The organism is Acetobacter sp. DmW_043, from assembly GCF_002153485.1.
Lineage (GTDB): Bacteria > Pseudomonadota > Alphaproteobacteria > Acetobacterales > Acetobacteraceae > Acetobacter > Acetobacter thailandicus.
On record NZ_JOMN01000010.1, the window covers coordinates 1 to 26216 of the forward strand.

The 26216-nt window shown below is 52.0% G+C and carries 22 protein-coding genes and 1 tRNA gene; 8 read left to right on the plus strand and 15 right to left on the minus strand.

Going from position 1 to position 26216, the window contains the following annotated elements:
- Positions 1-108 precede the first annotated feature (108 nt).
- Both HK11_RS03585 and HK11_RS03590 read right to left on the minus strand, forming a co-directional pair.
- Positions 109-558: a cupin domain-containing protein gene (locus HK11_RS03585; protein WP_086553978.1), complete on the minus strand. Its 450-nt coding sequence runs from the start codon at positions 556-558 to the stop codon at positions 109-111.
- A gap of 136 nt (positions 559-694) precedes the next feature.
- The gene (locus tag HK11_RS03590; protein ID WP_086554030.1) at positions 695-1789 is read right to left on the minus strand and encodes a branched-chain amino acid aminotransferase; all 1095 of its coding nucleotides are present in this window, start codon (positions 1787-1789) and stop codon (positions 695-697) included.
- Between the two features lie 239 nt (positions 1790-2028).
- Between HK11_RS03590 and HK11_RS03600 the strand changes: the two genes are divergently transcribed.
- Complete coding sequence (locus tag HK11_RS03600) at positions 2029-3489, plus strand: YdiU family protein (RefSeq protein ID WP_086554031.1); 1461 nt, start codon at positions 2029-2031, stop codon at positions 3487-3489.
- Positions 3490-3491: 2 nt separating this feature from the next.
- Here the strand turns inward: HK11_RS03600 and HK11_RS03605 are convergent, their stop codons facing one another.
- Positions 3492-4292 (minus strand): ABC transporter ATP-binding protein, encoded by an 801-nt coding sequence (locus tag HK11_RS03605; protein WP_086553980.1) that lies wholly within the window; start codon positions 4290-4292, stop codon positions 3492-3494.
- Positions 4292-5320: an iron ABC transporter permease gene (locus HK11_RS03610; protein WP_086553981.1), complete on the minus strand. Its 1029-nt coding sequence runs from the start codon at positions 5318-5320 to the stop codon at positions 4292-4294. The genes HK11_RS03605 and HK11_RS03610 overlap by 1 nt, the downstream gene beginning before the upstream one ends.
- A 262-nt stretch (positions 5321-5582) precedes the next feature.
- Here HK11_RS03610 and HK11_RS03615 point away from each other — a divergent pair, with 262 nt between their 5' ends.
- The gene (locus HK11_RS03615) at positions 5583-6530 is read left to right on the plus strand and encodes an RluA family pseudouridine synthase (RefSeq protein ID WP_233133297.1); all 948 of its coding nucleotides are present in this window, start codon (positions 5583-5585) and stop codon (positions 6528-6530) included.
- A gap of 66 nt (positions 6531-6596) precedes the next feature.
- Here the strand turns inward: HK11_RS03615 and HK11_RS03620 are convergent, their stop codons facing one another.
- From HK11_RS03620 to HK11_RS03640, 5 genes are all read right to left on the minus strand, one after another.
- Positions 6597-9008, minus strand: a complete 2412-nt coding sequence (locus tag HK11_RS03620) for a glucose/quinate/shikimate family membrane-bound PQQ-dependent dehydrogenase (RefSeq protein WP_086553983.1) — start codon at positions 9006-9008, stop codon at positions 6597-6599.
- A 137-nt stretch (positions 9009-9145) separates the two neighbouring features.
- Positions 9146-10021 (minus strand): glutathione-dependent disulfide-bond oxidoreductase, encoded by an 876-nt coding sequence (gene yghU, locus HK11_RS03625; protein WP_086553984.1) that lies wholly within the window; start codon positions 10019-10021, stop codon positions 9146-9148.
- 144 nt (positions 10022-10165) lie between these two features.
- A complete protein-coding gene (locus HK11_RS03630; RefSeq protein WP_086553985.1) occupies positions 10166-11107 on the minus strand; it encodes an AEC family transporter in 942 nt (313 codons plus the stop codon).
- Between the two features lie 426 nt (positions 11108-11533).
- Positions 11534-11609, minus strand: a tRNA-His gene (locus tag HK11_RS03635).
- 79 nt (positions 11610-11688) lie between these two features.
- Positions 11689-12861: an aminotransferase gene (locus HK11_RS03640; RefSeq protein WP_086553986.1), complete on the minus strand. Its 1173-nt coding sequence runs from the start codon at positions 12859-12861 to the stop codon at positions 11689-11691.
- Positions 12862-13093: 232 nt separating this feature from the next.
- Between HK11_RS03640 and HK11_RS03645 the strand changes: the two genes are divergently transcribed.
- Positions 13094-13432, plus strand: coding sequence for a P-II family nitrogen regulator (locus HK11_RS03645; RefSeq protein WP_086553987.1), 339 nt, complete (start codon positions 13094-13096; stop codon positions 13430-13432).
- Positions 13433-13550: 118 nt separating this feature from the next.
- Positions 13551-14996 carry a type I glutamate--ammonia ligase gene (glnA, locus tag HK11_RS03650; protein ID WP_086553988.1) on the plus strand — a complete coding sequence of 482 codons (1446 nt, stop codon included), beginning with the start codon at positions 13551-13553 and terminating at the stop codon, positions 14994-14996.
- A gap of 68 nt (positions 14997-15064) precedes the next feature.
- Here the strand turns inward: glnA and HK11_RS03655 are convergent, their stop codons facing one another.
- Complete coding sequence (locus tag HK11_RS03655; protein WP_086554032.1) at positions 15065-16183, minus strand: aldose epimerase family protein; 1119 nt, start codon at positions 16181-16183, stop codon at positions 15065-15067.
- 442 nt (positions 16184-16625) lie between these two features.
- Here HK11_RS03655 and rpoH point away from each other — a divergent pair, with 442 nt between their 5' ends.
- Positions 16626-17513, plus strand: coding sequence for an RNA polymerase sigma factor RpoH (gene rpoH, locus HK11_RS03660; RefSeq protein ID WP_086553989.1), 888 nt, complete (start codon positions 16626-16628; stop codon positions 17511-17513).
- Between the two features lie 71 nt (positions 17514-17584).
- Here rpoH and recJ read toward each other — a convergent pair whose 3' ends face one another.
- From recJ to HK11_RS03685, 5 genes are all read right to left on the minus strand, one after another.
- Positions 17585-19408, minus strand: a complete 1824-nt coding sequence (gene recJ / locus HK11_RS03665) for a single-stranded-DNA-specific exonuclease RecJ (protein ID WP_086553990.1) — start codon at positions 19406-19408, stop codon at positions 17585-17587.
- Positions 19409-19442: 34 nt separating this feature from the next.
- Positions 19443-20441 carry a class II fructose-bisphosphatase gene (gene glpX, locus HK11_RS03670; protein ID WP_086553991.1) on the minus strand — a complete coding sequence of 333 codons (999 nt, stop codon included), beginning with the start codon at positions 20439-20441 and terminating at the stop codon, positions 19443-19445.
- Positions 20442-20487: 46 nt separating this feature from the next.
- Positions 20488-21807, minus strand: coding sequence for a homoserine dehydrogenase (locus HK11_RS03675; protein WP_086553992.1), 1320 nt, complete (start codon positions 21805-21807; stop codon positions 20488-20490).
- Positions 21804-23039 carry an LL-diaminopimelate aminotransferase gene (locus HK11_RS03680; RefSeq protein WP_086553993.1) on the minus strand — a complete coding sequence of 412 codons (1236 nt, stop codon included), beginning with the start codon at positions 23037-23039 and terminating at the stop codon, positions 21804-21806. The genes HK11_RS03675 and HK11_RS03680 overlap by 4 nt, the downstream gene beginning before the upstream one ends.
- 147 nt (positions 23040-23186) lie before the next feature.
- On the minus strand, positions 23187-24116 hold the full coding sequence (locus HK11_RS03685) for a hypothetical protein (RefSeq protein ID WP_233133293.1): 930 nt from the start codon (positions 24114-24116) through the stop codon (positions 23187-23189).
- Between the two features lie 244 nt (positions 24117-24360).
- Between HK11_RS03685 and HK11_RS03690 the strand changes: the two genes are divergently transcribed.
- The 3 genes from HK11_RS03690 to HK11_RS03695 are packed head-to-tail and all read left to right on the plus strand — an operon-like array spanning position 24361 to position 26208.
- Positions 24361-25053 carry an ATP-dependent Clp protease proteolytic subunit gene (locus HK11_RS03690; protein WP_173559719.1) on the plus strand — a complete coding sequence of 231 codons (693 nt, stop codon included), beginning with the start codon at positions 24361-24363 and terminating at the stop codon, positions 25051-25053.
- 14 nt (positions 25054-25067) lie between these two features.
- Entirely contained in the window at positions 25068-25208 is a 141-nt protein-coding gene (locus HK11_RS12315) for a hypothetical protein (protein ID WP_158092781.1), read from the plus strand.
- Complete coding sequence (locus tag HK11_RS03695) at positions 25192-26208, plus strand: hypothetical protein (RefSeq protein ID WP_086553994.1); 1017 nt, start codon at positions 25192-25194, stop codon at positions 26206-26208. Before HK11_RS12315 ends, HK11_RS03695 begins: the two co-directional genes overlap by 17 nt.
- The last annotated feature ends 8 nt before the right edge of the window (positions 26209-26216 follow it).

The following is a 26216-nucleotide window of genomic DNA, read 5'->3' on the forward strand; positions in this document are numbered from 1 at the left end:
GTAAGCCTGTGAATCACAATCTCTCGCTCAGTTCAATAAATTAACAGGTCCTGAGCCTAGTTTTTTTGGAGAAGATCATCAGGTGATGATCTTCTCGTTATAGGGTTTTTAATATTCAGGTTTCTGCCCGGGTTCTGCTTTGAATGTTGCCGCACCTGGTGTGCCTGAGTAGGTGATAATAAGAACAGTTGGTGTTGAACCACTGACCCCGCGGTGAACATCATCAACTGATTCCGTAAAGCCTTCACCAGCATGAAAAACCTGTTTTTTACCGCTGGCTTTGTCCTCAATCGTCAGCTGCCCCTGTAAAACATATACCGAATTAGGAAAAGGATGCGTGTGCCATGGCAGAGCAGTATTGGCGGGAATGGACATTCTGAGCATTGTCAGCTGAGGTTGCCCGGCAGGGTAAGTTGTATAGGGTTTACCGTTCCAGGATGTGCTGCTTTTGACCAGCACGTCAGCATGCGCTGAGGATGTGGTATGCGGTTTCTGAGCAAGAGCCGGCGTGATCGCCAGGCAAGCCGTGGTAAAAACTGCAAAGGCGAATTTTGACATAATGCTCCTCTTTACTGTCTGTGGCTTTTTATTCCTATGCATCAAAGCACTGATGATATGCCGCATGCCAGTAAAGAGAGCATGATCCGGCCTCTGACGGGGGCCGGACTGAGATGCGTAAGCGGGATCTTCTGCTTTAGCCGACGGTATGAACCCAGCCCTGGGTGTCATGAGTGCGGCCAAACTGCATATCACACAGAGCCTGACGCAGAGAGGCCGTTACTGCACCTGTTTCTTTACTGATGACATGCTCACCTTTTGAGGTTTTCAGTGTGCCAATTGGGGTGACAACAGCGGCAGTGCCACAGGCAAACAGCTCACGCAGACGGCCGGAGGCAATATCAGCATAAAGCTGGTCGATGGCATAAGGCTCTTCACGCACTGTCAGCCCCTGGCTGCGTGCCAGAGTGAGCAGGGAGTCCCGTGTGATACCGTGCAGGATGGTTCCTTTAAGAGGAGGCGTAAGGAGTGATCCATCATCAAGAACAGCAACGATGTTCATGCCGCCCATTTCCTCAATCCATTTACGCTCAGTGGCGTCAAGGAAGAGAACCTGATGGCAGCCATTCTCTTTCGCTTCCTGCTGGGCTGTCAGGCTGGCTGCATAGTTGCCGCCACATTTGGCTTCACCGGTGCCACCGCGTGAGGCCCGCACGGTATTTTCTTCAACCCATACGGTAACCGGGCCGGCGTCTTTAGAGAAATAATCACCGGCAGCGCAGGCAATGACGATGAATTTATATTCTGCCGAAGGCTTAACACCCAGAGCAACCTCTGTTGCGATCATGAACGGACGAATATACAGCGTGCCGACCTCAGGAGCGGGAATCCAGTCAGCATCAATTTTCACCAGCTGTTTCACCGCATCAAGAAACAGCTCTTCAGGCACCTGAGCCATAGCCATACGTTCGGCTGACCGGCGAAAACGGCGGGCATTTGCATCTGGTCTGAACAGTAATGGCTCACCGGTGGGGCTGCGATAGGCTTTCATGCCTTCAAAAATTTCCTGCGCGTAGTGCAGCACAGAGGCAGCAGGGTCGAGCTGTAAAGGCTGGCGAGGCAGAATTTCAGGTGTGTGCCATCCCTTACCCTCAGTGTAGGTCACAACGGCCATATGTTCAGAAAAGACACGGCCAAACCCTGGGGCTTTAAGGAGCTCTTCACGTTCAGCGGCTGAAATACGGTCAGCTTTTGGTGTGATAGTGAAAGCGGTTTTTATAGGCTGGCTCATCGGGTCTGACGTCTCCGCGTTCATAATGGCTGAAATTTCAGCTTCAGCAGGTCATAATTTCTTTCTGATATGATCTATCATATATTGCTTTGACAGAGCCAGAGTGCCTGGTCACGATATTGCCTGCCGTCAGCGGGAAGTGAAAATTTTTATCAGGATTATTTTCTGCCAGCCATGTAATACAGGCGTTGGTTAGTGAGTGAAGATATAATTTTATCTCCGAATTTAAGAGCATGAGAATGATACCAGTTCTGCCAGCACAGACTTATACAACACTTCCTGAACGGTTTTACGTGCATCCGCCTTTGTCTCCGGTTGTCGCGCCGCAGATCGTGCAGCTTAATACCGCTCTTGCCGGTGAGCTGGGGCTGGACTGTCACTGGCTGCGCAGCAGAGAGGGTGTGGCTATGCTCTCAGGCAATGCAATGCCTGAAGGGGTCATACCTGTCGCGCAGGTGTATGCCGGGCACCAGTTCGGGCAGTTTGTACCTAAGCTGGGTGATGGCCGCGCTATGTTGCTGGGTAGTGTGACAGACCAGAACGGGCATGTGAAAGAAATTCAGCTCAAGGGTGTGGGGCGCACAAGGTTTTCACGTAGTGGTGATGGCCGTGCTGCGCTCGGCCCGGTTCTGCGTGAGTACATTGTCAGTGAGGCCATGGCGGCCCTGGGTGTGCCAACAACACGCGCGCTGGCAGCGGTGACAACCGGCCAGCCGGTATATCGTGAAACACCCCTGCCTGGTGCGGTGCTGACACGTGTGGCCTCAGGTTTCATACGTGTGGGGACGTTTCAGTTTTTTGCCGCACAGGAAGATTTTGAAGGACTGCGCCTGCTGACTGATTATGCTCTGACGCATCATTACCCTGAGGCTTCTCATGAGGGCGGGGCTGCCTGTGCGTTGTTGCGTGAGGTTATAGCCAGTCAGTGTCAGCTGCTTGCTCAGTGGATGTTATATGGCTTTGTGCATGGTGTGATGAACACGGATAATATGGCCATATCAGGTGAAACAATTGATTATGGCCCCTGTGCTTTTATGGAGCATTATGACCCGGATACGGTTTTCAGTTTTATCGATAAAAGAGGCCGTTATGCTTATGGCAGACAGCCAGAGATAGGGTTGTGGAACCTGACCCGCCTGGCTGAAGCCCTTCTGCCTGTCATATCTGAAGATCGGAACACGGCTCTTGAGCTTGCCCGTGCAGAGCTGGCCGTGTTTGAGGGGCAGTTTCAGCAAATTTATCTGGCAGGCTTACGTCAGAAACTGGGGCTGCAGACAGCTCAGGAGGGAGATGCAGGCCTGGTACGCAGCCTGTTTGAGGTGATGCAGGCCCAGCGTCTGGATTATACGGCAACGTTCAGAAGCCTGAGTAATGAGGCAGCACTGAGCACCCCGACAGCATATCTGTCTGAGGCATTGCACCCCTGGGCAGCACAGTGGCAGGCCAGACTTGCCGCAGAACCTTTGCCTGGCACGACACAGCGTGCTCAGGCGATGCAGCGTGTTAACCCGCTGTACATTCCGCGCAATCATCTTGTTGAAGAGATGATCACACAGGCCGTTTCGCATAATAACATGACAGCTTTTGAAGAACTGCTGGCTGTGACATCGCGTCCTTTTGAAGAGCAGCCCGGCAAAGAGCGTTATGCCCGCCCGGCAGAGGCGCATGAGCAGGTGCAGAACACATTCTGCGGCACGTAGCTTCAGGTTTCTTCTGCAATACCGCTGATCTGAATAAATGGTCGTCCACTCTGGCCACGTTCGACATGTGCATGAACGCGGTAGACATCACGCAACACCTCCGGGGTCAGCACCTCAGCTGGAAGGCCATCTGCTTTTATGCGACCTTCATGCAGCAGGAGAACACGATCTGCCATGTTCAGGGCGATATTCAGGTCGTGCAGTACAATCAGGGTGATGAGCGGGCGTTCTCTGGTTTCCTGCTGTAAAAGTCGCATAACGGCAAACTGATGGTGCAGGTCGAGGGCACTGAGGGGTTCATCAAGCAGGAGAGACACAGGTCTTCGGCTGAGAGCCTGAGCAAGCCCGATCAGCTGCCTTTGTCCGCCTGAGAGTGTGCTCATATTTTTCAGGGCCAGGTGGCTGACGGAGAGCCTGTCCAGCCATGCCAGAGCATGTTCGGTCTCTGATATTGTGATTTCTTCATGCCGCCTGGGGCCGCAGGCGCGTTGCGCAGCCATCAGGGCTTCAATAACAGGCAGCTGCACAGCGGCTGGTAATGTCTGAGGCAGATATAAACAGCGTTGTGCCCTTTGTGCCAGAGGCAGGTGCGCGAGGTTTTCATCTCCGAGGGTGAGTGTCGCCTGTGATGGTATCAGGCCGGAGAGAGCACGCAGAAAAGTTGATTTTCCGCTGCCATTAGGCCCTGTGAGAGCACAAATCTGTCCTGATACAAATGGTTTGGGGGAGAGGTCGTGCAAAATGCGACGTCGGCCGAAGCCTGCATTCAGGTTTTTAACCGTCAGGGGGCCGACTGGCGACATTAGTTCAGCTCCTCACGGCGAAGCACGATAATCAGGAAAAATGGGATGCCTGCGAGAGATGTTACGATACCTGTCGGCACAATAAGGCCGGGCACCAGTACGCGTGCAATCAGGGCGGAAAGAGAGAGGATAAGCGCTCCCGTTGCCATGCTGCCTGGCAGGTAAAAGCGGTGATCTTCGCCGAGAAGCCGGCGCGCAATATGTGGTGCAACCAGCCCGACAAAACCGATAACCCCGACAAACGAGACGGCCAGAGCTGAAAGCAGGCTGATACGTATGAGTGAAGCCCGGCGAATGCGCGCGACATCTATCCCAAGGCTTGCTGCTCTTTCTTCTCCCATACGTAATGTGGTGAGTTGCCACGCGGCCCTGAATGAAAACAGGCTGACGACCCCTCCGATACCAGCAATTACTCCGACTTTTGCCCATGATGCGCGGGTCAGACTGCCCAGAGTCCAGAATACAAGATCCTGTAAGGCATCTTCACTGGCGATAAACTGCATAAGAGATACGAGAGCCTGAAAGGTAAAAACCAGGGCGATACCTGTCAGCACGACGACGTTGGTACTGGCGACTCTGCTCTGGCTGATTTTATCTAATAACAGTACGGAAAGCAGGGCACAGATGAATGCACTGGCTGTAATGAGCGTACTTTGAGAAACCAGAGCTGTATGCAGACCTGTGACCAGAATAAGGGAAGCGCCAAAGGCCGCCGCCGCTGAAACGCCAAGTGTAAAAGGGCTGGCAAGCGGATTAGCCAGGATAGTCTGCATTTCGGCTCCTGCCAGTCCGAGTGCCGCCCCCACACACAGGGCCATCAGAGTGTAAGGCAGGCGGATCTGCCAGACGATCAGCCGTTGCGTGGCTGGTACTGTGTCAGGGTGCAGCAGGGTGTGTAACAAAGCGGATGGAGAAAGCCCGGAGGGACCGATGGCAAAGTCAGCAAGGCAGGAGAGTATAATAGCTCCCGTCAGGGTCAGCAGGGTAATGCCGCGTTTGCGCAGAGTTTTGCGGTAAGCTTCATGCACAGAGTGTACGTCATAGCTGCGGAGGGGAGGAGGCCGGGAGATCGTCGGGTTACTCCTGCTTATGGACCCGCAGGAAAGGGCGGGATATGAAGAAAGACAGTTTTTCTGTGTAGCACCAGCCTGTTGTAAGAGAAATGGTTTGCATAAAAAACTCTCTCATCTGACGTTCCCCTCTTTGTGTATAAGGCAGGAAAACCGCGTGACATACTCTGATTCAACTGATGAAAACCCTGAGGCTGATTTTGCCGCAGGAGAGACACTCATTTTTGTTGTGAAGCCTGAACAGGCGGGTGAGCGGGTTGACCGGTTTATTGCACTACATTCGGGCGGTTTGTCGCGTTCACGTGTAAAAACTTTGATCGAGGCAGGGCACCTTACGCGTGACGGGCAGAGTGTAACCGAACCTGCCGAGACGGTGAAAGCAGGTCAGAGTTATTCTCTGAGTGTGCCATCGGCTGTGCCGGCTGTGCCGGAGGGCGAGGCGATGGCATTTGATATTTATTATGAAGACAACGACCTGCTTGTGCTTAATAAGCCTGCGGGGCTGGTTGTACATCCTGCCCCGGGCAATGAGACAGGTACTCTGGTGAATGGCCTTGTTGCCCATTGCGGAGACAGCCTGCAGGGAATTGGCGGGCAAAAACGGCCAGGCATAGTTCATCGTCTTGATAAAGATACATCGGGCCTGATGGTTGTGGCCAAAACAGAGAAAGCGCATCTGGCTTTATCAGAGGATTTCGCAGCCCGGCGGATTGACCGGGCCTATCTTGCCTTGTGCTGGGGCTGTCCTGCTCCGGCAGAGGGAGATTTTGAAGGCAATATCGGGCGTGACAAGCGTGATCGTAAACGTATGACCATTACACCACGCAGCGGGAAGTGGGCTTTAACGCACTATAAAACGCTTAAAAACTTTCAGGGGAGTGCGTCACTGGTAACGTGTAAACTCGCAACCGGGCGTACGCACCAGATCAGAGTGCATTTTTCAGCACATGGATACCCGCTGATAGGTGACCCGGTTTATCTGCGGCGCATTCCCGCTGTCGCGAAGGGATTTTCTGCTACGGCACGGGCTGCTGCACTCGACTTCCCGCGGCAGGCATTACATGCGACCCGCCTTGGGTTTACACACCCGCGTACAGGCGAGGCTTTGCTTTTTGAGGCTCCGGCTCCCGATGACATGGTGCAGCTGGCTGAAATGTTAGAAGCCTGACACAGAAAAAGGGGGAGCAGAATATCTGCTCCCCCTTCTTTTTTACCAGCTCTGTTAAGTGCGGGCTTAGTGCTGTGTTTTTTCTGGCAGAGCATAGGCGGTGATATAATCGCCCAGTCTGGTGCCGAAAGAACCATGACCACCATCGGCAGAAACAACAAACTGACGTCCGTTTGTTTCATATGTCATGGGTGTAGACTGACCACCCGCTGGCAGACGGTCCTGCCAGAGCTGCTTACCTGTGGTGACATCATAAGCGCGGATATAATAATCAGCAGTTGAAGTCAGGAAAGCAACGCCACCGGCTGTAATCAGCGGTCCGCCAAGTGAAGGGATCCCCACTTTGAAAGGCAGCGGCAGAGGTGAGCTGTCATAGGTGGTGCCGTTACGGTGCATCCAGATGATCTTGTTTGTTTTCAGATCAATACCGGCAACATAACCCCAGCCTGGCTGTTTGCAGGGAATACCCAGCGGTGACAGGAAGGCATGCAGGTCAACACCATAAGGTGTGCCGTACTGTGGCTGAACACCGCTTTCTGAGCCGGAAGGACCGGCTTTTGGGTCAGGGTGTGCAGGGTTGCCCGGACCACGCGGGATAAGAGTTGAAACGAACGGAATAGCAATCGGGTTAGCAAAAGCTACCTGTCTGACCGGGTCAACAGCCAGACCACCCCATTCGAACATGCCAAGGTTACCAGGGAAGATCAGCGACCCCTGCAGTGATGGCGGAGTAAACGGACCATCATAGCGCAGGCGTTTGAACATGATGCGGCAGACCATCTGGTCGAACATCGTGCCGCCCCACATGTCAGAATCCTTCAGGCGCTCTTTCGGGCGGAAGGTCAGCTGAGAGTAAGGCTGTGTTGGTGTAACATGATCACCCGGTGCAGCACCCTGTGGCACTGGTGTTTCAGGTGCCGGTACGATCAGGTTACCATTGCGGCGGTCAAGCACAAAGATGTTGCCTGTTTTTGCCGGTGCATAGAGGGCCGGGATAACAGTACCGTCTTTCTGACGAATATCGACCAGGCTGGGCTGAGAAGGAATGTCCATATCCCACAAATCGTGGTGAACTGTCTGATAGAACCAGACCTGTTTGCCTGTGTCAGCATCAAGAGCCAGAATGCCAGAGGCATATTTTTCCTGCTGAGGGGTACGGTTGCCGCCCCAGATGTCAGGTGTTGCAACGCCTGTTGGGATGTAGATCTGGTTCAGGCCTGCATCGTAGGAAGCCGTGATCCATGAGTTAGGTGAGTTGGCAACATACTGATGAGTGGCTGATGGCAGCTCGTTCGGGTCAGGGTTACCTGCATCGAACGCCCACAGCAGTTTACCTGTACGCACATCAAATGCACGGGTTACGCCAGATGGTTCGTGTGTTGAATAGTTATCGGTGACAGCGCCGGAGATGATAACTGCTTTTTTGGTAACAACCGGCGGAGATGTCGGTTCATAAAAACCATCTCTCTTCATTGGCATGCCGTCACTCAGGTCGAGTGCGCCATTGTTAGCAAAGCCGTGGCAGAGTTCACCTGTGTCAGCGTTCAGAGCGATCAGGCGGCCGTCATTTGTTGGCAGGAAGATACGTGCCGTGCAGTCATCAGCCGGAGCGGCAGGAGCAGCGGGTGCATCAGTTGCTGCTGCCGTGTTGTCGGCTTCAGCTGCAACAGGAGCGACTGCCGGTGTTTCAGCGTAAGAAACGCCACGACAGGTCATGTGCTGGAAGGAAGGATTATATTTGATTTTAGGGTCAAATTTCCATTTCTGCTTGCCGGTAGCCGGGTCAAGGGCAAACAAAATCTGGTGCGGTGTGCACAGATAAAGTGTGTCCCGGATTTTGATCGGGGTAACTTCGTCTGTAATTTCACCCGGGTCGTTCGCTGTTTTCAGATCATGGGTGCGGAAGGTCCATGCCACCTTCAGATTTTTAACATTTGCAGGTGTGATCTGTGTCAGGGGTGAGAAGCGGTCACCAAACTGCGTGCGGCCATAAGCGGGCCAGTCACCTGCGGCAGCTTCGGCAGTGTCTCCCGGGGTAACAGGTTCACCCTGCTGTGCCACGGAGGGGAGTGAGCCGGCAATATCCTGCGGGTCCTGCGTTATGGCATAGCCGGCAACGCCCAGGGTGCAGAGAATGCTTAGTGCGAGCGGTAAAAGTGCGACTTTGCTGACTGTCAGCTTGCGTGAGACGAAGGGGAGCAGCAGCAGCAGCCCCAGAGGCGGAATGATATCCAGACGGGGAGCCAGTGTCCAGAAGTCAAAGCCAGCTTCGTTTACAGCCCAGCCGAGTGTGGCAAACACAAGAGCAGCGTAAAGCCATAATACCGCGCTTTTGCGCCTGAAAAGCATTACGGTGGAAACAAGCAGGATAACGCCGCTGAACAGATAAAAGGCTGAACCGCCCAGTACTGCCAGGTAAGCGCCTCCGGCTGTAAGGAAAAGGCCTGTTAGTGCAAACAGGAGGATAGTCAGGATCATGGATACTCCTGATTGAAAGAAAGAACGTCGCTACGATCTATCCCATGGCGCAGGATAAAAAAAGGACACAGACGGTACTTTATTTCATTTCTATGGTTAAGTGCAGGTTTGGTTATAGTGTCTGCGCCTGGCAGCACTTAGCTGTCTGATGTGAGCTTATCAGCGGTTTTCGTCTCAAAATCTGAGGCATCATGCCGTTCATGAAGCTGTGTGGCAGGGTCGCCAAAAGTGCGGTTGACCATGCGGCCACGCTGCACCGCCGGGCGCTGAAGTAACTGATCAGCCCAGCGCGTTACGTGGGGGTAGTCATCAACGCTCAGAAAATGGGCGGCATTATAAAGCCAGCCTTCGACCAGCCCGCCATACCACGGAAAAATGGCCATATCGGCAATGCTATACTCATGTCCTGCAACAAAGGGGTGGTCGGCAAGCTGACGGTTAAGCACATCAAGCAGTCGCTTGGTTTCCATAGCGAAGCGGTCAATTGCATATTCAATTTTGACTGGTGCATACGCGTAAAAATGCCCGAAGCCACCACCAACAAAAGGTGCGCTTCCCATCTGCCAGAACAGCCAGTTCAGGCATTCTGTGCGCTGTGAGGGCGACGCAGGTAAAAAGGCACCAAATTTCTCAGCAAGATATAAAAGGATAGAACCTGATTCAAAAACCCGCTGAGGTTCGGCTCCGCTGTGATCAACCAGGGCCGGAATTTTTGAATTGGGGTTAGCTGCAACAAATCCGGAGCTGAACTGGTCACCCTGGCCGATGTTAATCAGCCAGGCGTCGTATTCAGCGCCTGTATGCCCGGCTGCCAGCAGCTCCTCAAGCAGAATGGTGACCTTAACGCCATTAGGTGTACCAAGCGAGTAGAGCTGGAGCGGGTGCTTGCCAACGGGGAGTGCTTTATCGTGGGTTGCACCGGCAACCGGTCGGTTGATGGCTGCATATTTCCCCCCGGTATTTTTATTCCATTTCCAGACGTCCGGGGGGGTGTAGGTGTCGGGCTGTTTCATAAAAAATACCTTTCACGGTGTGTTGTTGCACAGAAAGCGGTGAAGCAGACGGGTATAGCAACACTAACGCAGAAATTGTGTAATCTATTTTAATTCCTTTGTTTGCCAGGAACCGGAATAAGGTTGTGCAGGGCCGGCGGGCTGTTACAGCCAGGCGCTTAACAGTACAGCAGCAGGAATGGCCACAATCATCCCGACTGTTGTCACCAGCATGATACTCGCTGTTTCAGCCTGGCATTTGCCATATTGCTGGGCAAATAAGACAGACGGTGTTGAAGTTGGCATGGCGCTGGCCACAAAGGTTGCCTTTGCCATAGTACTTTTAAGTCCCCATGCTTTAATAAACACGAAGAAGAGCAACGGCTGAAAGATAATGCAGGTTGCAGAGCCGAAAATAACTATTTTTGATGTCAGGTTAACAGGGAAAGAGGACAGGGTGAGGCCGCAGGCAAAGATGGCAACCGCAGCGGCACAAACGGCAAGAGGCTTAAGTGTTGATATCGTGATATCGGGTAATGTTATGCCTGAAACGGAGATGACCGCACCGAGTACAGGTGCCCATACCAGCGGGTTTTTAAGAGTGTCTTTTAATATGGTGCTGATGGAGGCAGCCTGGCCTTCTGCCATGCTGGCTGACTGAAGCATAAAGACAGCGACTGAGACCTGCACAAGGTTTGTAACAAGTGCGGCCAGCCCGACAACACCACTTCCTGTTTGCAGGCCATAAATCGGTACAAGTACGGTCAGGCCATAAATGGGAGCAGCTGTTGAACTGACTGTATAACCGAGCAGAATGGCTTCAGTTTTGCCAAACTTTTTCATTCGTAAAATCAGGTAGCTTGCTAAAAAAAACAGGGAGTAACCCAGAACCATAATGACGATAACGGGGCCCTGCTGAAGTAACAGAGACTTGTTAAATTGTGCCATGCCAAGAAACAAAGCCACAGGTAACGCATAACGCAGGGCAAGGCGACTGAAGCCTTTTGTCTGGTGTGCGTCAAAATCTTTGTTCCTGCCGGCACAGTAACCAAGTGCGATAATAAAAATAACCGGAGCAATCGCACTAATCATGATGCTGGCGTTCATGATAGTCCCTTTCTGTGATGGTTCACGTTTGTCAGGGTTACATGACACAGGATAAAGGGGAAAATTATGGCAGAAATGACAGTGCAGGTATGTTATTGCACCTGGGGTGTTACGTATTCAGACCCGTAACTTCCTTTTGAAATGCAGTGGCTCAATGGTCACTTCTGACTATAAGGTTGCTTCGCGCCTAACAAAATGTCCCGGCGTTTTCCGTTACGGGCACCTGTAGCTATACCAACGTCATGCCAACGCTCTTTAGGCACAATAAAGCGGACGTAATAAACGCTTCCCCGCCTGGTCATGTTCTGCATGTCATGCTCACCCTTGGCATTCTGCTTGGGTATGACGCTAGGCCTATGACGCACGACTACAGCCCTATGACGCTTGGCTCTGGTAACGCATTGATTTTCAAAGGAAATATCAAGCTGGGGCGAATGACGGGGCTCGAACCCGCGACAACCGGTACCACAAACCGGCGCTCTACCAGCTGAGCTACATCCGCCACACAGCTTGATGCCGTCATTTAGAGAAGGTACGGGCGTCCGTCAATCCATAACTGACATAATCCTGAAGAAAATTTTTCAACGTTGTTTCTGCCAGGTTTCTATACGGCTCAGTGCATCACGCAAAACCTGCTCCTGCTTGCAAAATGCAAAGCGGAGAAGGTGCGCAGGCGGTGTGCCGTTAAGCTGACTGTAAAAAGCTGAGGCTGGTATGGTTGCAACCCCGGCTTCAATGGTCAGAGTTTTTGCAAATGTCATGTCATCTTCACCACGAGCCAGAGGTGAAATATCAGCGATAACAAAATAACTGCCATGGCAGGGGAGCACATCAAGGCCGAGTTTGCGCAGCCCGTCCGAAAGGAGGTCGCGTTTGCCCGCAAAGTCCGCAGCTATTTGTGTAAAATAATCTGTGTCTTTGCGCAGCCCGGCAGCGACAGCCCGCTGAAGGTTGGGAGCCGTTGCAAAGACAAGATTCTGATGCGCTTTGGCAATGACGGATGCCACCGGAGCCGGAGCTGTGACATATCCGACTTTCCAGCCGGTCATTGAAAAACTTTTGCCTGCACTGCCAATGCGAATGCACCGCTCGCGCATGCCGGGTAACGTCATAAGCGAGATATGCTTTGCGCCAAAAGTCAGGTGTTCATACACCTCGTCACATAACGCATAAGCATCGTGCTCTCTGAGCAGGCCGGCAATGAAAGACAGCTCATCGTGAGTGAAGACTTTGCCGGTGGGATTCATAGGCGTGTTGAGCAGGATGGCTTTGGTTCGGGCAGAGAAAGCATCGGCCAGAGCCTGACGAGGAAGGGTCCAGTCCGGATGTTCGAGTCGTACCAGGCGTGGAACCCCGCCAAGCTGAAGCACGACAGGCAGGTAGGTGTCATAGAGGGGTTCTATCAGAACGACCTCATCGCCTGGCTCAATCAGGGCCATAAGAGAGGCAGCAAGTGCCTCGGTTGCTCCTGATGTCACCACTACTTCTGTGTCAGGGTTAATGTTAAGTCCCTGAAAACGCCTGTTCGATTCGGCAACGGCCTGGCGCAGTTCCGGCAGGCCGGTCAGTGGTGCGTACTGGTTTTGACCGTCGAGCAGAGCGTTCACAGCTGTCTGCACAATGTCCTGCGGGCCTTCAGTGTCAGGAAAACCCTGACCTAAGTTGATGGCATTGTGCTCACGTGCAAGCGCAGACATCACTGTGAAAATCGTTGTGGGTAGTGCTTCAAGCTGCTGGTTGAGGGGTTTTGTCATGTGCAGATTCGCTTTCTTTTCGAAAAACAGAAATCATAAAAATGATTTAATATCATTGTATTAATAAGGGTATTGGTGCTTTATCGATATTATTGCTTCTAAGCCCGATTGCTCCTGCGGCCAACCCGTGCCAGTTTGTCACTGCTCGGCCCCGGGTTACTGTTGCCTGAGGACAGGGTTGCATAAAAGATGGACCCTGACAGAGAGCGCCGTGATATAGTGACGATGTGATATGAAAAAGATCGAAGCCATCATAAAGCCTTTTAAGCTCGACGAAGTGAAGGAGGCTCTTCACGAACTCGGGTTGCAGGGCATTACCGTGATCGAAGCTAAAGGTTTTGGCCGGCAGAAAGGCCACACCGAGCTTTATCGTGGCGCCGAATATATTGTTGATTTTCTCCCCAAGATAAAAATTGAGATCGTCTGCCCCGCCAGTCTGGCAGAACGGGCGATTGAAGCCATATCTGCTGCGGCTCGTACGGGGCGGATCGGTGACGGTAAGATCTTTGTGATGCCGGTTGATGATGTGGTACGGATTCGTACGGGAGAAAGAGGAGAAGACGCTATCTGATGTCAGGAAAAAGCAGAGAGCGCTGACCCTGACAGCAACGTTTCAGGACGTGTATTTGATAGTTTTCAGTCATGCCGGTATCTCCGGTTTGCAACAGATGGTTTAAAGTGAGGAAAGAATGGTTAAAAAGACAGCATCTTCCGGCGATGCAAAAGCCGCAGCAGTTAAGCGGGTTTTTGATCTTATTAAAGAGCATTCTGTAGAGCTGGTTGATCTGCGCTTCACAGATCCGCGCGGTAAATGGCACCACACAACACAGTATGTGACCACAATTGAAGATGAAACCTTTGTTGAAGGCTTCATGTTCGATGGCTCCTCTATCGCTGGCTGGAAAGCGATTAACGAGAGCGACATGGTTCTGCTGCCAGACCCTGAAACAGCTGTAATGGACCCGTTCTCAGCCCGTCCTCAGCTGATTCTGTTCTGCGATATTATCGAGCCATCAACCGGGCAGCCTTACAACCGTGACCCACGTTCAACAGCAAAGCTGGCTGAACAGTATCTGAAGGCTTCTGGCCTGGGTGATACCGCATTCTTCGGTCCTGAAGCAGAATTTTTCATTTTCGACAACGTGCTGTTTGGCACAGGCCCGAACTATGGTAAATTCCAGCTCGACAGCATTGAAGGTCCTGGCGCTTCTCTGAAAGAATATCCTGAAGGCAACATGGGTCATCGCCCTGGCCAGAAGGGTGGTTACTTCCCGGTTGCACCAGTTGACAGCGAAGCTGACCTGCGCGCTGAAATGCTCGCCACTATGGGTGAGATGGGTCTGCCGATTGAAAAGCATCACCACGAGGTTGCACAGTCGCAGCATGAGCTGGGCACGAAGTTCGACACGCTGGTGCGTTCTGCTGACTTCATGCAGATCTATAAATACTGTATCCACAATGTTGCTCAGTCTTATGGCAAAACAGCAACCTTCATGCCAAAGCCAATTTATGGCGATAATGGCTCAGGTATGCATGTTCACCAGTCTATCTGGAAAGACGGCAAGCCAACATTTGCTGGCAACGGTTATGCAGACCTTTCTGACACAGCCCTGTATTACATCGGCGGTATCATTAAGCATGCAAAAGCACTCAATGCTTTTACCAACCCGTCAACTAACTCTTACAAGCGTCTGATCCCAGGGTTTGAAGCTCCTGTGCTGCTGGCTTACTCAGCCCGCAACCGTTCAGCATCCTGCCGTATCCCATACGCAACCAACCCTAAAGCTAAGCGGGTTGAAGTGCGTTTCCCTGATCCGACAGCAAACCCATACCTCGCATTCTCTGCCATGCTGATGGCTGGTCTTGATGGTATCAAGAACAAAATTCACCCTGGTGATGCGATGGACAAAGATCTGTATGATCTGCCACCAGAAGAACTGAAGCAGATTCCAACAGTTGCAGGCTCTCTGCGTGAAGCTCTTGAAGCTCTGCAGGCTGATCATGAGTTCCTGCTGGCTGGTGGCGTGTTCACCAAAGACCAGATCGAAAGCTATATCAACATCAAGTGGGAAGATGTGTATCGCTTTGAACACACACCTCACCCTGTTGAGTTCGAAATGTACTACTCAGTCTGATTTTTATCAGAGTGATGAACTAAAAGGCGCGCCCTCTGTTTCAGGGGGCGCGTTTTTTATTGATGGCCTTATGGTGCGGCGGTCTGAAATCTGAAAACAGTTGTCTGATCATATTCCTGTCCGGGTAGCAGCGTCGTTGTCGGAAAGCTCGGATGATTAGGTGAATCAGGGTAGTGCTGCGTTTCGAGTGCGACACCATCTGTCTGACGATATGCCCGTCCCGAAGGCCCGGCATAGGCACCATTGAGTGAGTTGCCGGTGTAAACCTGCATAGCGGGTTGTGTGGTCAGCACGGTCAGAGAACGGCCTGACTGTGGGTCACTGAGTATTGCGGCCTCGCGGAGTGTTTTGCCGTCATAGCCGTCGATAATCCAGTTATGATCATAGCCGCGCGCCTGTAGCATCTGCTGGTCGTTGCTGCGCAAAAAATCTCCGATGGCGTGCATTGCTCTGAAGTCAAAGGGTGTTTGCGCAACCGGACTGATTTGCCCGGTCGGAATACCGTTTGCATCAGTCGGGGTAAAAAGGCTGGCGTTAATTTTTAACCGGTGGTTTGCGACCGAGCCTGACCCTTCTCCAGCAAGATTAAAATAGCTGTGATTTGTCAGGTTAATAACTGTCGGTTTGTCAGTTGTGGCATGATAGTGAATGTGCAGCTGGTTATCATCATCCAGAATATACCGGACTTTGACCTGTAACTTGCCGGGAAAACCTTCTTCACCGTCAGCACTGGTCAGGGTGAGTTCTGCTCCTGTTGTCTGTTTCAGACCAGAGAGTGGCTGCACATGCCAGAGCTTTTTATTAAAACCCGTATTGCCGCCGTGGAGTGTATTGGGCGGAAGGTTTATCGGCGTGTGATAGGTTTTACCTTCAAGCACAAACGTGCCCCGGGCAATACGGTTAGCATAGCGCCCTATCAGGGCACCAAAACATATATTGGCTTCGGCATCTTTTTTGCTGTACCCCTCAAGGTCTGAAAAGCCGAGAACCACGTTATCTATTCTGCCGTTTTTGTCTGGTACTTTTATGGCGGTGATAATCCCCCCGTAAGAGATGAACTGTACTTCCATCCCGTTTTTGTTGTGCAGGGTATAAAGTTCAACAGTTTCACCTGATGGCAGAGCACCATAAGATTCTTTTTTTAGTGTTTGGGTCATGGCAGGCAGGGGAGATAAGAGACTGATCATTACAGACCCCGATATGAGAAGTTTCGTTGCTGTATAGTGCAGAATATTTTCTGATTTATCAGAAAATATGAAGCGGGGAATAAATGAAAAATATATAAAAATACTTAAAAAATTTTTCGTCTTATTTGAGAAAGACTGATTATTTAACGGTAGGGAATATACCAGATCTCCCTTCGGATGCGCTGATACTTTCTGAGAGAGTTTTCTTGACACGTCCATGATTCAGAGTCATCCTTTTCAGCCATCCCGGTGTGTTGTTAAAGAAGCCGGAAGATGGACGCCTGATCCCCTCAGACCGCCCATACGGGGGTGAAGGGGAGAGAGACGTAAATAATGTCTACTTTTGACTGAGGCTTGCCTCTTTTAGCGTTATGCTACCGGGAGAAAAAATACACCTGGTAGTAGAAACAGGGAGTTTTCAGGTCAGGGGAGTACTGGTTCGATGGTGTCTTCTGTTGTTAATGTTGGTCCTGAAAATAACTTATCAAGGTATTTTCAGGAAATTCGTAAATATCCTATCCTCTCCCCCGAAGAGGAACTTCGCCTGTCCTATCTCTGGAAAGATAAAGGGGACGTGAAGGCTGCACATAAACTCGTCACATCACATCTGCGGCTTGTTGCAAAAATTGCCATGGGCTACCGCGGGTATGGTCTGCCGATGAATGAGCTTATCAGTGAAGGCAATGTCGGTATGATGCAGGCCGTTAAACGGTTTGATCCCGACAAAGGCTTCCGTCTTGCAACTTATGCTATGTGGTGGATCAGAGCCGCTATTCAGGAATATATTCTGCACAGCTGGTCTCTGGTTAAAATGGGTACGACTGCGGCACAGAAAAAACTGTTCTTTAATCTCCGTCGCCTTAAAGGGCAGATGCAGGCAATTGAAGACGGTGATCTGCAGCCTGAGCAGGTTGATAAAATTGCTGCAACGCTTGGTGTGTCCGAGCAGGATGTTGTGAGCATGAACCGCCGTATGTCTGCACCTGACCACAGCCTGAATGCGCCAATGCGTGCGGATGAGGCCGGGGAGTGGCAGGACCGTCTGGTTGATGAGCAACATAACCAGGAAGAAGTTTACGCAGAGAATGAGGAGCTTTCAGGCCGAAAAGCTTTGCTGGCAACTGCTCTGGCTACGCTGAATGAGCGTGAACGGCATATTTTCAGCGAACGTCGCCTGAAAGATGAGCCGACAACGCTTGAAAATCTTGCCCTTGAATATTCGATTTCGCGTGAGCGTGTAAGGCAGATCGAGGTACGTGCTTTTGAAAAAGTACAGCTTGCAATGAAGAAAGAAGTTGAGGCCCGCCGTGAGCAGGAACAACAGCAGTAAGTAAAAGCAGGTTTTCTTCAAACGCCAGGATAAGGGAGGTTCAGCCTCCCTTTTTTGTTTGAGCTCAGGCTTCAGGCTAAAGCAACATCCTGAATAAAGAACGTGGCGTCCGTACGGTCGCGCCATGTTTCTGAGCGCAGATATCCGGCGATGTGCAGCAAAGGGCGGGTTGAATCTTCAAGGATTTCTGTCAGAGGGCTTTTATCAGCACGGAAGATAAGGGCTTTAAGCCGTCCCCCCTCTGTGCCACGCAAAAACAGGCGCAATGTGTTTTTATCCGCGCCGATACGATCTGATTTAGTAATATGTACGCCTGATAATGCAATCAGAGGCTCGGCATTGCCCGTGCCAAACGGAGCAAGCAGGGTCATTTGTTCGGCCAGCTCAACAGTTGCTCCGGCCGGAGAGAGCGTGATGTCCACTTCAAGGTCAACCGTTTCGGGCAGTGCTGCCGCTGTTGCGAGACGCTCTTCTAAAAAGGTATGAACCTGCGCCATATTCGCTTCAGGGAAAGAGAAGCCGGCTGCCATAGCGTGTCCGCCACCTGTTGTAAGCAAACCGCTCTGGCGGGCCGCTATGATGGCTGTGCCGAGGTCAATGCCAGGCACAGAACGACCTGAACCTTTAACAGCGCCATCATCCTGTACGGTACCAACCAGAACAGGGCGGTTAAACTGTTCTTTAATGCGCCCTGCGACAATGCCTGCCACGCCCGGGTGCCATGCTTTACTGGCAAGCAGAATAACGGAGTGACCTGCTTCACGCTGTTCAGTGGCCAGCTGCAGGGCATGGTCAAGAATATCTGCTTCAATGGTCTGACGGTTGCGGTTTACACCGTCCAGCCGTTCGGCCATGACACGTGCTTCGTGCGGGTCTTCACAGCGCAGCAGTTTTAAGCCAAGCGTGGCTTCAGCAATGCGCCCCCCTGCGTTAATACGTGGCCCCAGAGCAAACCCGCATGAAAACGCATCCGGCGCGCGGGTAACCCCGGCAACATCAAGTAAGGTAGCCAGACCAGTGCGTTGCCGGCGCGCCATAACTTTAAGGCCCTGTGCGACAAAAGCCCGGTTCAGGTCACGCAGGGGCATGACGTCGCATATGGTGGCCAGAGCCACCAGGTCAAGCTGGCGCATAAGGTCTGGCTCAGGGTGAGTTTTGAACCAGTCCGCTTCACGGAGTTTCTTCTGTGTCGCGATGAGAGAGAGGAAAGCGAGTGCTGCGGCGCAAATATGCTTCAGGCCAGAGGCACAGTCAGGACGGTTGGGGTTAACTGTTGCCAGAATGTCGGGCAGGGCATCCTCAGACTTATGATGGTCGAGAACAATAATATCAGCCCTGTCAGTAATCTGATTGAGAATATCAGCCGCTGCTGTGCCGCAGTCAGCGCAGATGATAAGCGTCGCACCCTGTTCAGCCAGTTTTTCAAGGGCTGGCACGTTAGGACCATAGCCTTCGGTCATCCTGTCCGGGATATGGGTATGAACGGTGCAGCCCAGCTCTTCAAAAAAAGAGGCCAGAATAGCTGAAGAGCACGCACCATCTACGTCATAGTCACCAAATACGCCGATGGTTTCATGCTGCATGGCTGCCCTCGCCATGCGGGCTGCAGCGGGCTCCATATCCTGTAGCTTATTCAGGTCTGGCAGAGCCGTTTTAAGGCGGGGGGTAAGGAATACACTCAGTGTTTCAGGTGTAAGCCCGCGTAAAGCAAGGAGACGCCCTATAATTTCGGGCAGGCCTGCCTGCCTGGCAATGCTGGCCCCCATACGTATGACATCAGGGTTATCTGCTCCCTGCCTGTAAAGCCATCTGCGTCCGGAGACGCTGCTTTCAACCCCCAGAACAGTATGATGCGTTGAGGGTGTCTGGTCTTTGGTCAGGCAGGGAGAGGTCATAACGTGTTAAGTATACTCTTTATAAAGAGGTGGGTTATTTAGGAAGCCAGGTTTTTGTATTGAAGTTGTGATGACCTTCAATAAACCGGATTGTACCCGATTTTGAGCGCATAACGAGCGAATGCGTTACAGCATGTGTTGTGTAGTGGCGAATGCCGCGCAGCAATGTGCCGGAAGTAACCCCGGTTGCTGAAAACAGAACCGACCCGGCTGCCATGTCATGCAGGTCAAGTTTACGGTCAGGGTTTTTACCCGGGTTCATTGTTCTGGCACGTTCGCGCTGTGCATCATCTTCAAATAAAAGACGGGCCTGCATCTGTCCGTTAGCACAGCGCAGGGCTGCCGCGGCCAGTACGCCTTCAGGGGCTCCGCCTGAGCCGGCATAGATATCAACCTGGCTTGTGTCCATACAGGTTGCAATAACTGCCGCAACATCACCATCGCTTAACAGGCGCACGCGTGCACCGGCCTCGCGGGTTTTTGCAATCAGCTCTTCGTGGCGTTCACGGTCAAGCGTGCACAGAACGATTTCTTCAATAGGTTTATTTTTAGCTTTTGCCAGGTTGCGCAGGTTGGCCGCGATAGAGGAATCGAGGTCAACCACGCCTTCAGGCAGGTTTGAACCAACAGCAATTTTGTCCATATAGACATCAGGTGCGTGCAGGAAATTACCTTTTTCGGCCAGTGCCACAACCGTAATGGCATTGGGCATATCTTTGGCGCACAGGTTCGTACCCTCAAGCGGGTCAACGGCTATATCCATTGCCGGGCCACCTGAGCCGACTTTTTCACCAATGTAGAGCATTGGTGCTTCGTCCATTTCGCCTTCACCAATGACAACGGTGCCATCAATGGCTACCGTGTCAAAAGCGGTGCGCATACCCTCAACGGCAGCATCATCAGCTTCATTTTTTTTGCCGCGACCCGTCCAGTGAGACGAGGCAAGAGCTGCGGCTTCGGTAACGCGCACCAGTTCGAGTGCCAGGTTGCGGTCAGAAACAACAAACCTCTTAGCGTCCTGTGAGTCGGGCATAAAAATTCCTTCCTGATTATACAGAGGGTATCAGAGTTTAAGCCACTTAGTCAGTTTCGATACGAATGACGACAGGAGAGGCTGTCACAACGCTGAGAGCTTTGATGCGTGTAACAGCGTCCTGCATAGCGGCTTCAGATGTCTGATGAGTGACCAGAATCAAAGGCACATGAGGTGTTGTTTCGTTTCTGGCTGGGGTGGGTTGCAGCATACTGCGAAGTGAAACCCCACAGTCGCGTAGTACGGCGGAAACATCGGCAATAACGCCGGGGCGGTCTTCCACCAGCAGGCGCAGGTAGAACGCCCCTTTACCGGCTGAAAGTGGCAGTGCCTGAAGGGCAGGCTTGTCAGAATGTTCGACACCCCAGACAGAGACTGTCTTGCCGCGTGCGATATCAATCAGATCGGCGGTGACAGCGCTGGCTGTCGGGCCGGCACCGGCGCCGCGTCCTTCAATCATCAGGCGGCCGGCAAAGGCACTTTCTGTCACGACAGCGTTAAAAACACCGTCAACCTGAGCGATGGGAGCATCTTCCCTGACAAGACATGGTGTTACGCGGGCTTCAAGCCCGTCTTCACGCAGGCTGGCCAGCCCCAGCAGCTTGATGCGGTAGCCCAGTTTGCGTGCGAAATCGAGATCAGCTGAGCCAATCTGGCGAATGCCCTCAACGTGAAGGCTGTCAAAAACAACAGGCTGACCAAAGGCGAGACCTGCCAGAATAGCCAGCTTATGGGCAGCATCCCAGCCATCAACGTCTGTTGACGGGTCAGCCTCAGCGTAGCCCAGTTTTTGCGCATCAGCCAGAACGGTTGCAAAATCCTGTCCGGTTTCACGCATGACGGTCAGAATGTAGTTACAGGTGCCATTAAGGATACCGCCAATGCGTTCAAGGCGGTCAGCAGCAAGCCCCTCTCTGACAGTTTTAATGGCAGGGATACCACCCGCAACAGCAGCTTCGAAAAGCAGAGGTGCGGCATTGTCAGCGCTCAGTTTTGCCAGTGCCGGCCCATGTAGTGCGAGAAGAGCTTTATTGGCGGTAACAACAGGTTTGCCAGCTTTCAGCGCGGCTTCAACCAGTGTTCTGGCGGTGCCTTCAGCACCACCAATAAGCTCAACAATAACATCAACTTCAGCATCATTTACGAGGTCAGCTGCGTTATCATACCAGCGCAGGGTATCAAGACATATGCCGCGGTCCTGTTTGCGGTTGCGCGCACTGACAGCCACAACTTTTAAAGCCCGGCCGGCACGTGCACTGATCAGATCCGCATTAGCTTCAATCAGTTTAATGACGCCTGCGCCGACTGTACCCAGCCCTGCAATACCAAGACGAAGAGGAGAAGAAGAAGAAGATAAAGCACTCACGACCTGGCGGGCTCCGGCTTGCTGGTGGAGGGAGAAGAAGCGGGTTGTTTTACACCATGTGCAGCAAGAAAGCCACGAATGGCCCGTGTTGCCTGGCGCAGGCGATGGGTGTTTTCGACCAGGCCAATTCTGACAAAGCCTTCACCATATTCACCAAAACCCAGGCCTGGCGCTACGGCAACGCCTGCTTCTTCAAGCAGAAGTTTAGAGAAGGCAACGCTTCCAAGATCACGGAATTTTTCGGGAATAGGCGCCCACGCGAACATTGATCCTTCCGGAGAGGGGACATCCCAGCCGGCAGCATGCAGGCCGCGAATCAGAACGTCGCGGCGTTCTTTATAAAGCGCACGAATTTCACTTACGCAGTCCTGCGGGCCGTTAAGAGCCGCGACAGCAGCAACCTGAATGGGGGTGAAGGCACCATAATCCAGGTAGGATTTGATGCGGGTCAGGGCCGCGACCAGGCGTTCATTCCCTGCAGCAAAGCCCATACGCCAGCCAGCCATAGAGTAGGTTTTGGAGAGCGAGGTAAATTCAACGGCGATATCTTTGGCGCCTGGTACAGCCAGAATCGAAGGAGGGACCAGATTGCCAAAATAGATCTCTGCGTAGGCCAGGTCAGAGAGAATATAAATCTCATGTTTTCTGGCAAACGCTACGAGTTCTTTATAAAAATCGAGGTCAGCCAGGTAAGCCGTCGGGTTTGACGGGAAATTTACAATCAGAGCTGTTGGTTTAGGCACAGAATGTCGCACGGCACGGTCAAGTGCGCTGAGCATGTTGTCGTCAGGTGTTGCCGGAATAGAGCGTACTGAGGCCCCTGCAATCATAAAGCCAAACTGATGAATGGGATATGACGGGTTCGGCACCAGAATAGTGTCACCAGGGCTGGTGATGGCTGACGCCAGATTAGCCAGCCCTTCTTTCGAACCCAGAGTTGCAATCACTTCGCGTTCAGGGTCGAGTTTGACATTAAAACGGCGTTCATAATAGCCGGCCAGTGCGCGGCGCAGGCCAGGAATGCCTTTACTGACCGAATAACGGTGCGAGCGGGCATCCTGCACTGTTTCGATCAGTTTTTTAACAATGTGAGGTGGGGTGGGGCTGTCAGGGTTACCCATGCCCAGATCGATAATATCTTCACCTCTGGCCCTGGCCGCCGCCTTCGCCTGGTTAACTGAGGCAAAAACATACGGGGGCAGGCGGCGGATACGATGGAATTCTTCGGTCATGGACGGCAAATATCCGAGGTGAGGATGCGGGCAGAGCCCGCCTGGTTACGAGACAGGTCATAGTAGTGGCAGAAACGGATGAGGCAACTCCCCTTAAGGGCTTCTTATATTACTTTTTACTATAGATTTGTTATGGCGAGACTGTGTTCATGGTGTGGTTGATACATGAGTACCGCTGCCAAAAGACTCAGCGCGAATATGAATAGCATTAGCAGGTACGTGCAAAGCTATAAGCTGGCTGGCTACACGCTGGGCCCGAAGCAGCCCGAGCTGGACAGCATCGGCCTGGTCACTGGCACTCAGCGAGATGGAGCTGCCGGATGCCCGGACATAGAACGGTCCCTGAGGGGTTTTGCCAACAAGCTTGATCAGCGCAGAGTCCTGCCCGGCAGAAAGCTGGTCAGAGCCTGGCATAAAGTGCAGGGCTGTGCCTGTCGGGTCAGCCAGATCATAGTCCGGGGTTTTTTCGTCCGGTATCAGCGCATCTGAGGGAACATTAATCCCTGCTACAGAGGGTACCGCCGGAGGCGCTTCCGCAATCTGTGGCAGGTCGCTGTCAGCCACGGGCAGCGCCTGCGCCTTGCCTGTGACTTCAGGCATGGCAAGTTCTGCTTCCTGCTGTGGTGCCGCAGGGGCTTTGCTCTGGGGAGCTGATGTTTTTTTTGCCTCAGTTTGCGGTGGCGCGGTTGCGGCATCCATCACGGCACCATTTTGCCCTTCAGCCAGTGCCGGAGCTGCAGAGTTTTTAGAGGATGTCAGTCTGGCTGATGGAGGAGGAGGGATGTCAGGTGTCAGTGTGCCATTGGCGGCTTCGGTGCGGTGTGTCAGGTTTTTGTCACGAATAAGCTGTTCGGTCAGCAGAGCACGCGCTTCAGGTGATGGCATAGGCGGGACAGTTGTCGGGACGAGACCAACATTTGGATAGGGCTCATTGGCTCCTGGCGGCGGTGGTCTTTGTGTTGCGATAATTCCCCCTCGCATTTTTTGTGTCCAGTCAAGGCTGTTATCCACAAAGTCCTTATGGTTGTTGCTGCACCCGTTCAGCAGCAGGCCACCCGCCGCGAAAAACAGCTGCACCGGCAGTCTCGTTGCCTTGCAGGGTAAACAGGTCAGAACACTCTGTTTCAGATTTCTGAACTGCCGGGAACATACATTAGGCATGTGGGTGCAGATACTCCGTTGTAAACACTGTCTGTGGCTATCCTAGCTGCTTCTCAGCCTGGTGGCGAGATCATCTGTGCAGGGAGTTTTCTTTTACGTTATTGCTGTCCTGTTACTTTTGCCACTTGGCACAGGCGCAGAGCAGGGGCAGGATGTAGCCATGACACATGATACAAATGATGCGGAGACAGGTATGACGGGTATTTTCTCCCGCGACATGATCAGACTTGATGATGAGGAGCCCGATGCTCCTGATACCCCTGAAACACCAGGCGGGTCTGAGAAAGAAACGCAGAAACCTCAGGCCGCAGAGCTTGAGGAAAAGTTATTTAAGCAGAGAAAAGTGCTTATTTTTGGCGGTATTAACGACAAAATAGCACGTGACGTAACTGGCAGATTGCTTGCGCTTGCAGGTGAGTCTGACAAGCCGATTGATGTTTATGTGAACTCTCCCGGAGGGCATGTAGAGAGCGGTGATACGATTCACGATATGATTCGTTTTGTCGATTCGGTGGCGCCGGTGAACATGATTGGCACAGGCTGGGTTGCTTCGGCTGGTGCCCTTATTTTTGCGGCCGGGCACAAAGACCGTCGTTTCTGTTTACCTAATACGCGCTTCCTGTTGCATCAGCCAATGGGCGGTGTAAGAGGCCCCGCAACTGATATTGATATCGAGGCACGCGAAATTATTAAAATGCGCGAGCGTCTTAACAGGTTGTTTGCGCGTGAAACCGGTCATTCTTACGAAAAAATTTCGAAAGATACAGACCGTAATTACTGGATGTCTGCACAGGAAGCGATTGATTATGGTCTGGTGACCAGAATTATTTCGAAATTGTCTGATATTCATTAAGTTCTGGCTTCGGTATGGCTTTTCTGATTCTCAGAATCAGAAAAGCCAGTAATTTACTACTCCCGGGCAGTTTTCTGGCTTTGCGGCGTTTTGCTCTGTGTTTTGTCAGAAAAGCCCTTAGCGAACGGGCGTTATATGATGAACTCTCTTTCTGATATTTATACAAAATTACCTGACAGAATTGATGATCTGCCAGTTCCTCCTGATTCAGCCGCTGTTGTCAAAGCAGATTATCAGGCCCGGCACTGGGTGAGCGCACATCGCGGACCTCTGGTTCCAGGTTCTGCTGAACACAAGCAGGCTATGGCGCAGATGTTTCGTGATACGTTTAATCCCTATAAGCCATCAGTTATTGACTGGCCGAAGCTTGACCCTGAAACACTCAGGCGTGTGACCTCTCTGCCTATCTGGGATATTGCTGTGCAGACTGAGGGGAAAGCACGGCTGCGTATGGCAGCTTATGCCAGTCTGGTTGATGATCCGGATATCAGAGATGCGATTTCGCGTAATGCCTGGGAAGAGAATCGTCATAAAGAAGTTCTGAGCAAACTTGTTGCGGCCTATAATATTCCTATGGCTCCGGAGCCGCCGTATATCGAGCCCAAAGATGCTGAGTGGGCATATATGGTCACAGGCTTCTCTGAGTGTGTGGACAGTTTTTTTGCTTTTGGGTTATTTGAACTGGCAAAGCGTTCAGCTTTTTTCCCACCGGAGCTGATTGAGACGTTTGAGCCGGTTATGCAGGAAGAATGCAGGCACATTTTATTATTTGCCAACTGGCTGGCCTGGTATCGTGCTGTTTTACCGTGGTACCGTCGCCCTTATTTCGAGCTTAAGGTTGTTGCGGTCTGGCTTTTCCTTATTTATGAGCGGTTAAGTCTGGTTAAAACGGTTGATGACAAGGGTGAAGTACACACACAGGATAATAATTTTACAGTTACCGGTACAAAAGAGATTTCCAGTATTGATCTGAATTTGCCTGATTTTATGGCGTTATGTATCGAGGAAGATGACCGTCGTTTTTCCGGTTATGACCCGCGTCTGCTACGCCCTAAAGCAGCACCACGACTGGCAAAAGCGATTTGTACGGCAGGCCGTACATGGCAGTTTGTTCGTGGTATTGTAAGTGCTGCGCGTCATAAAGACCGGCCATAAAGTCTGTA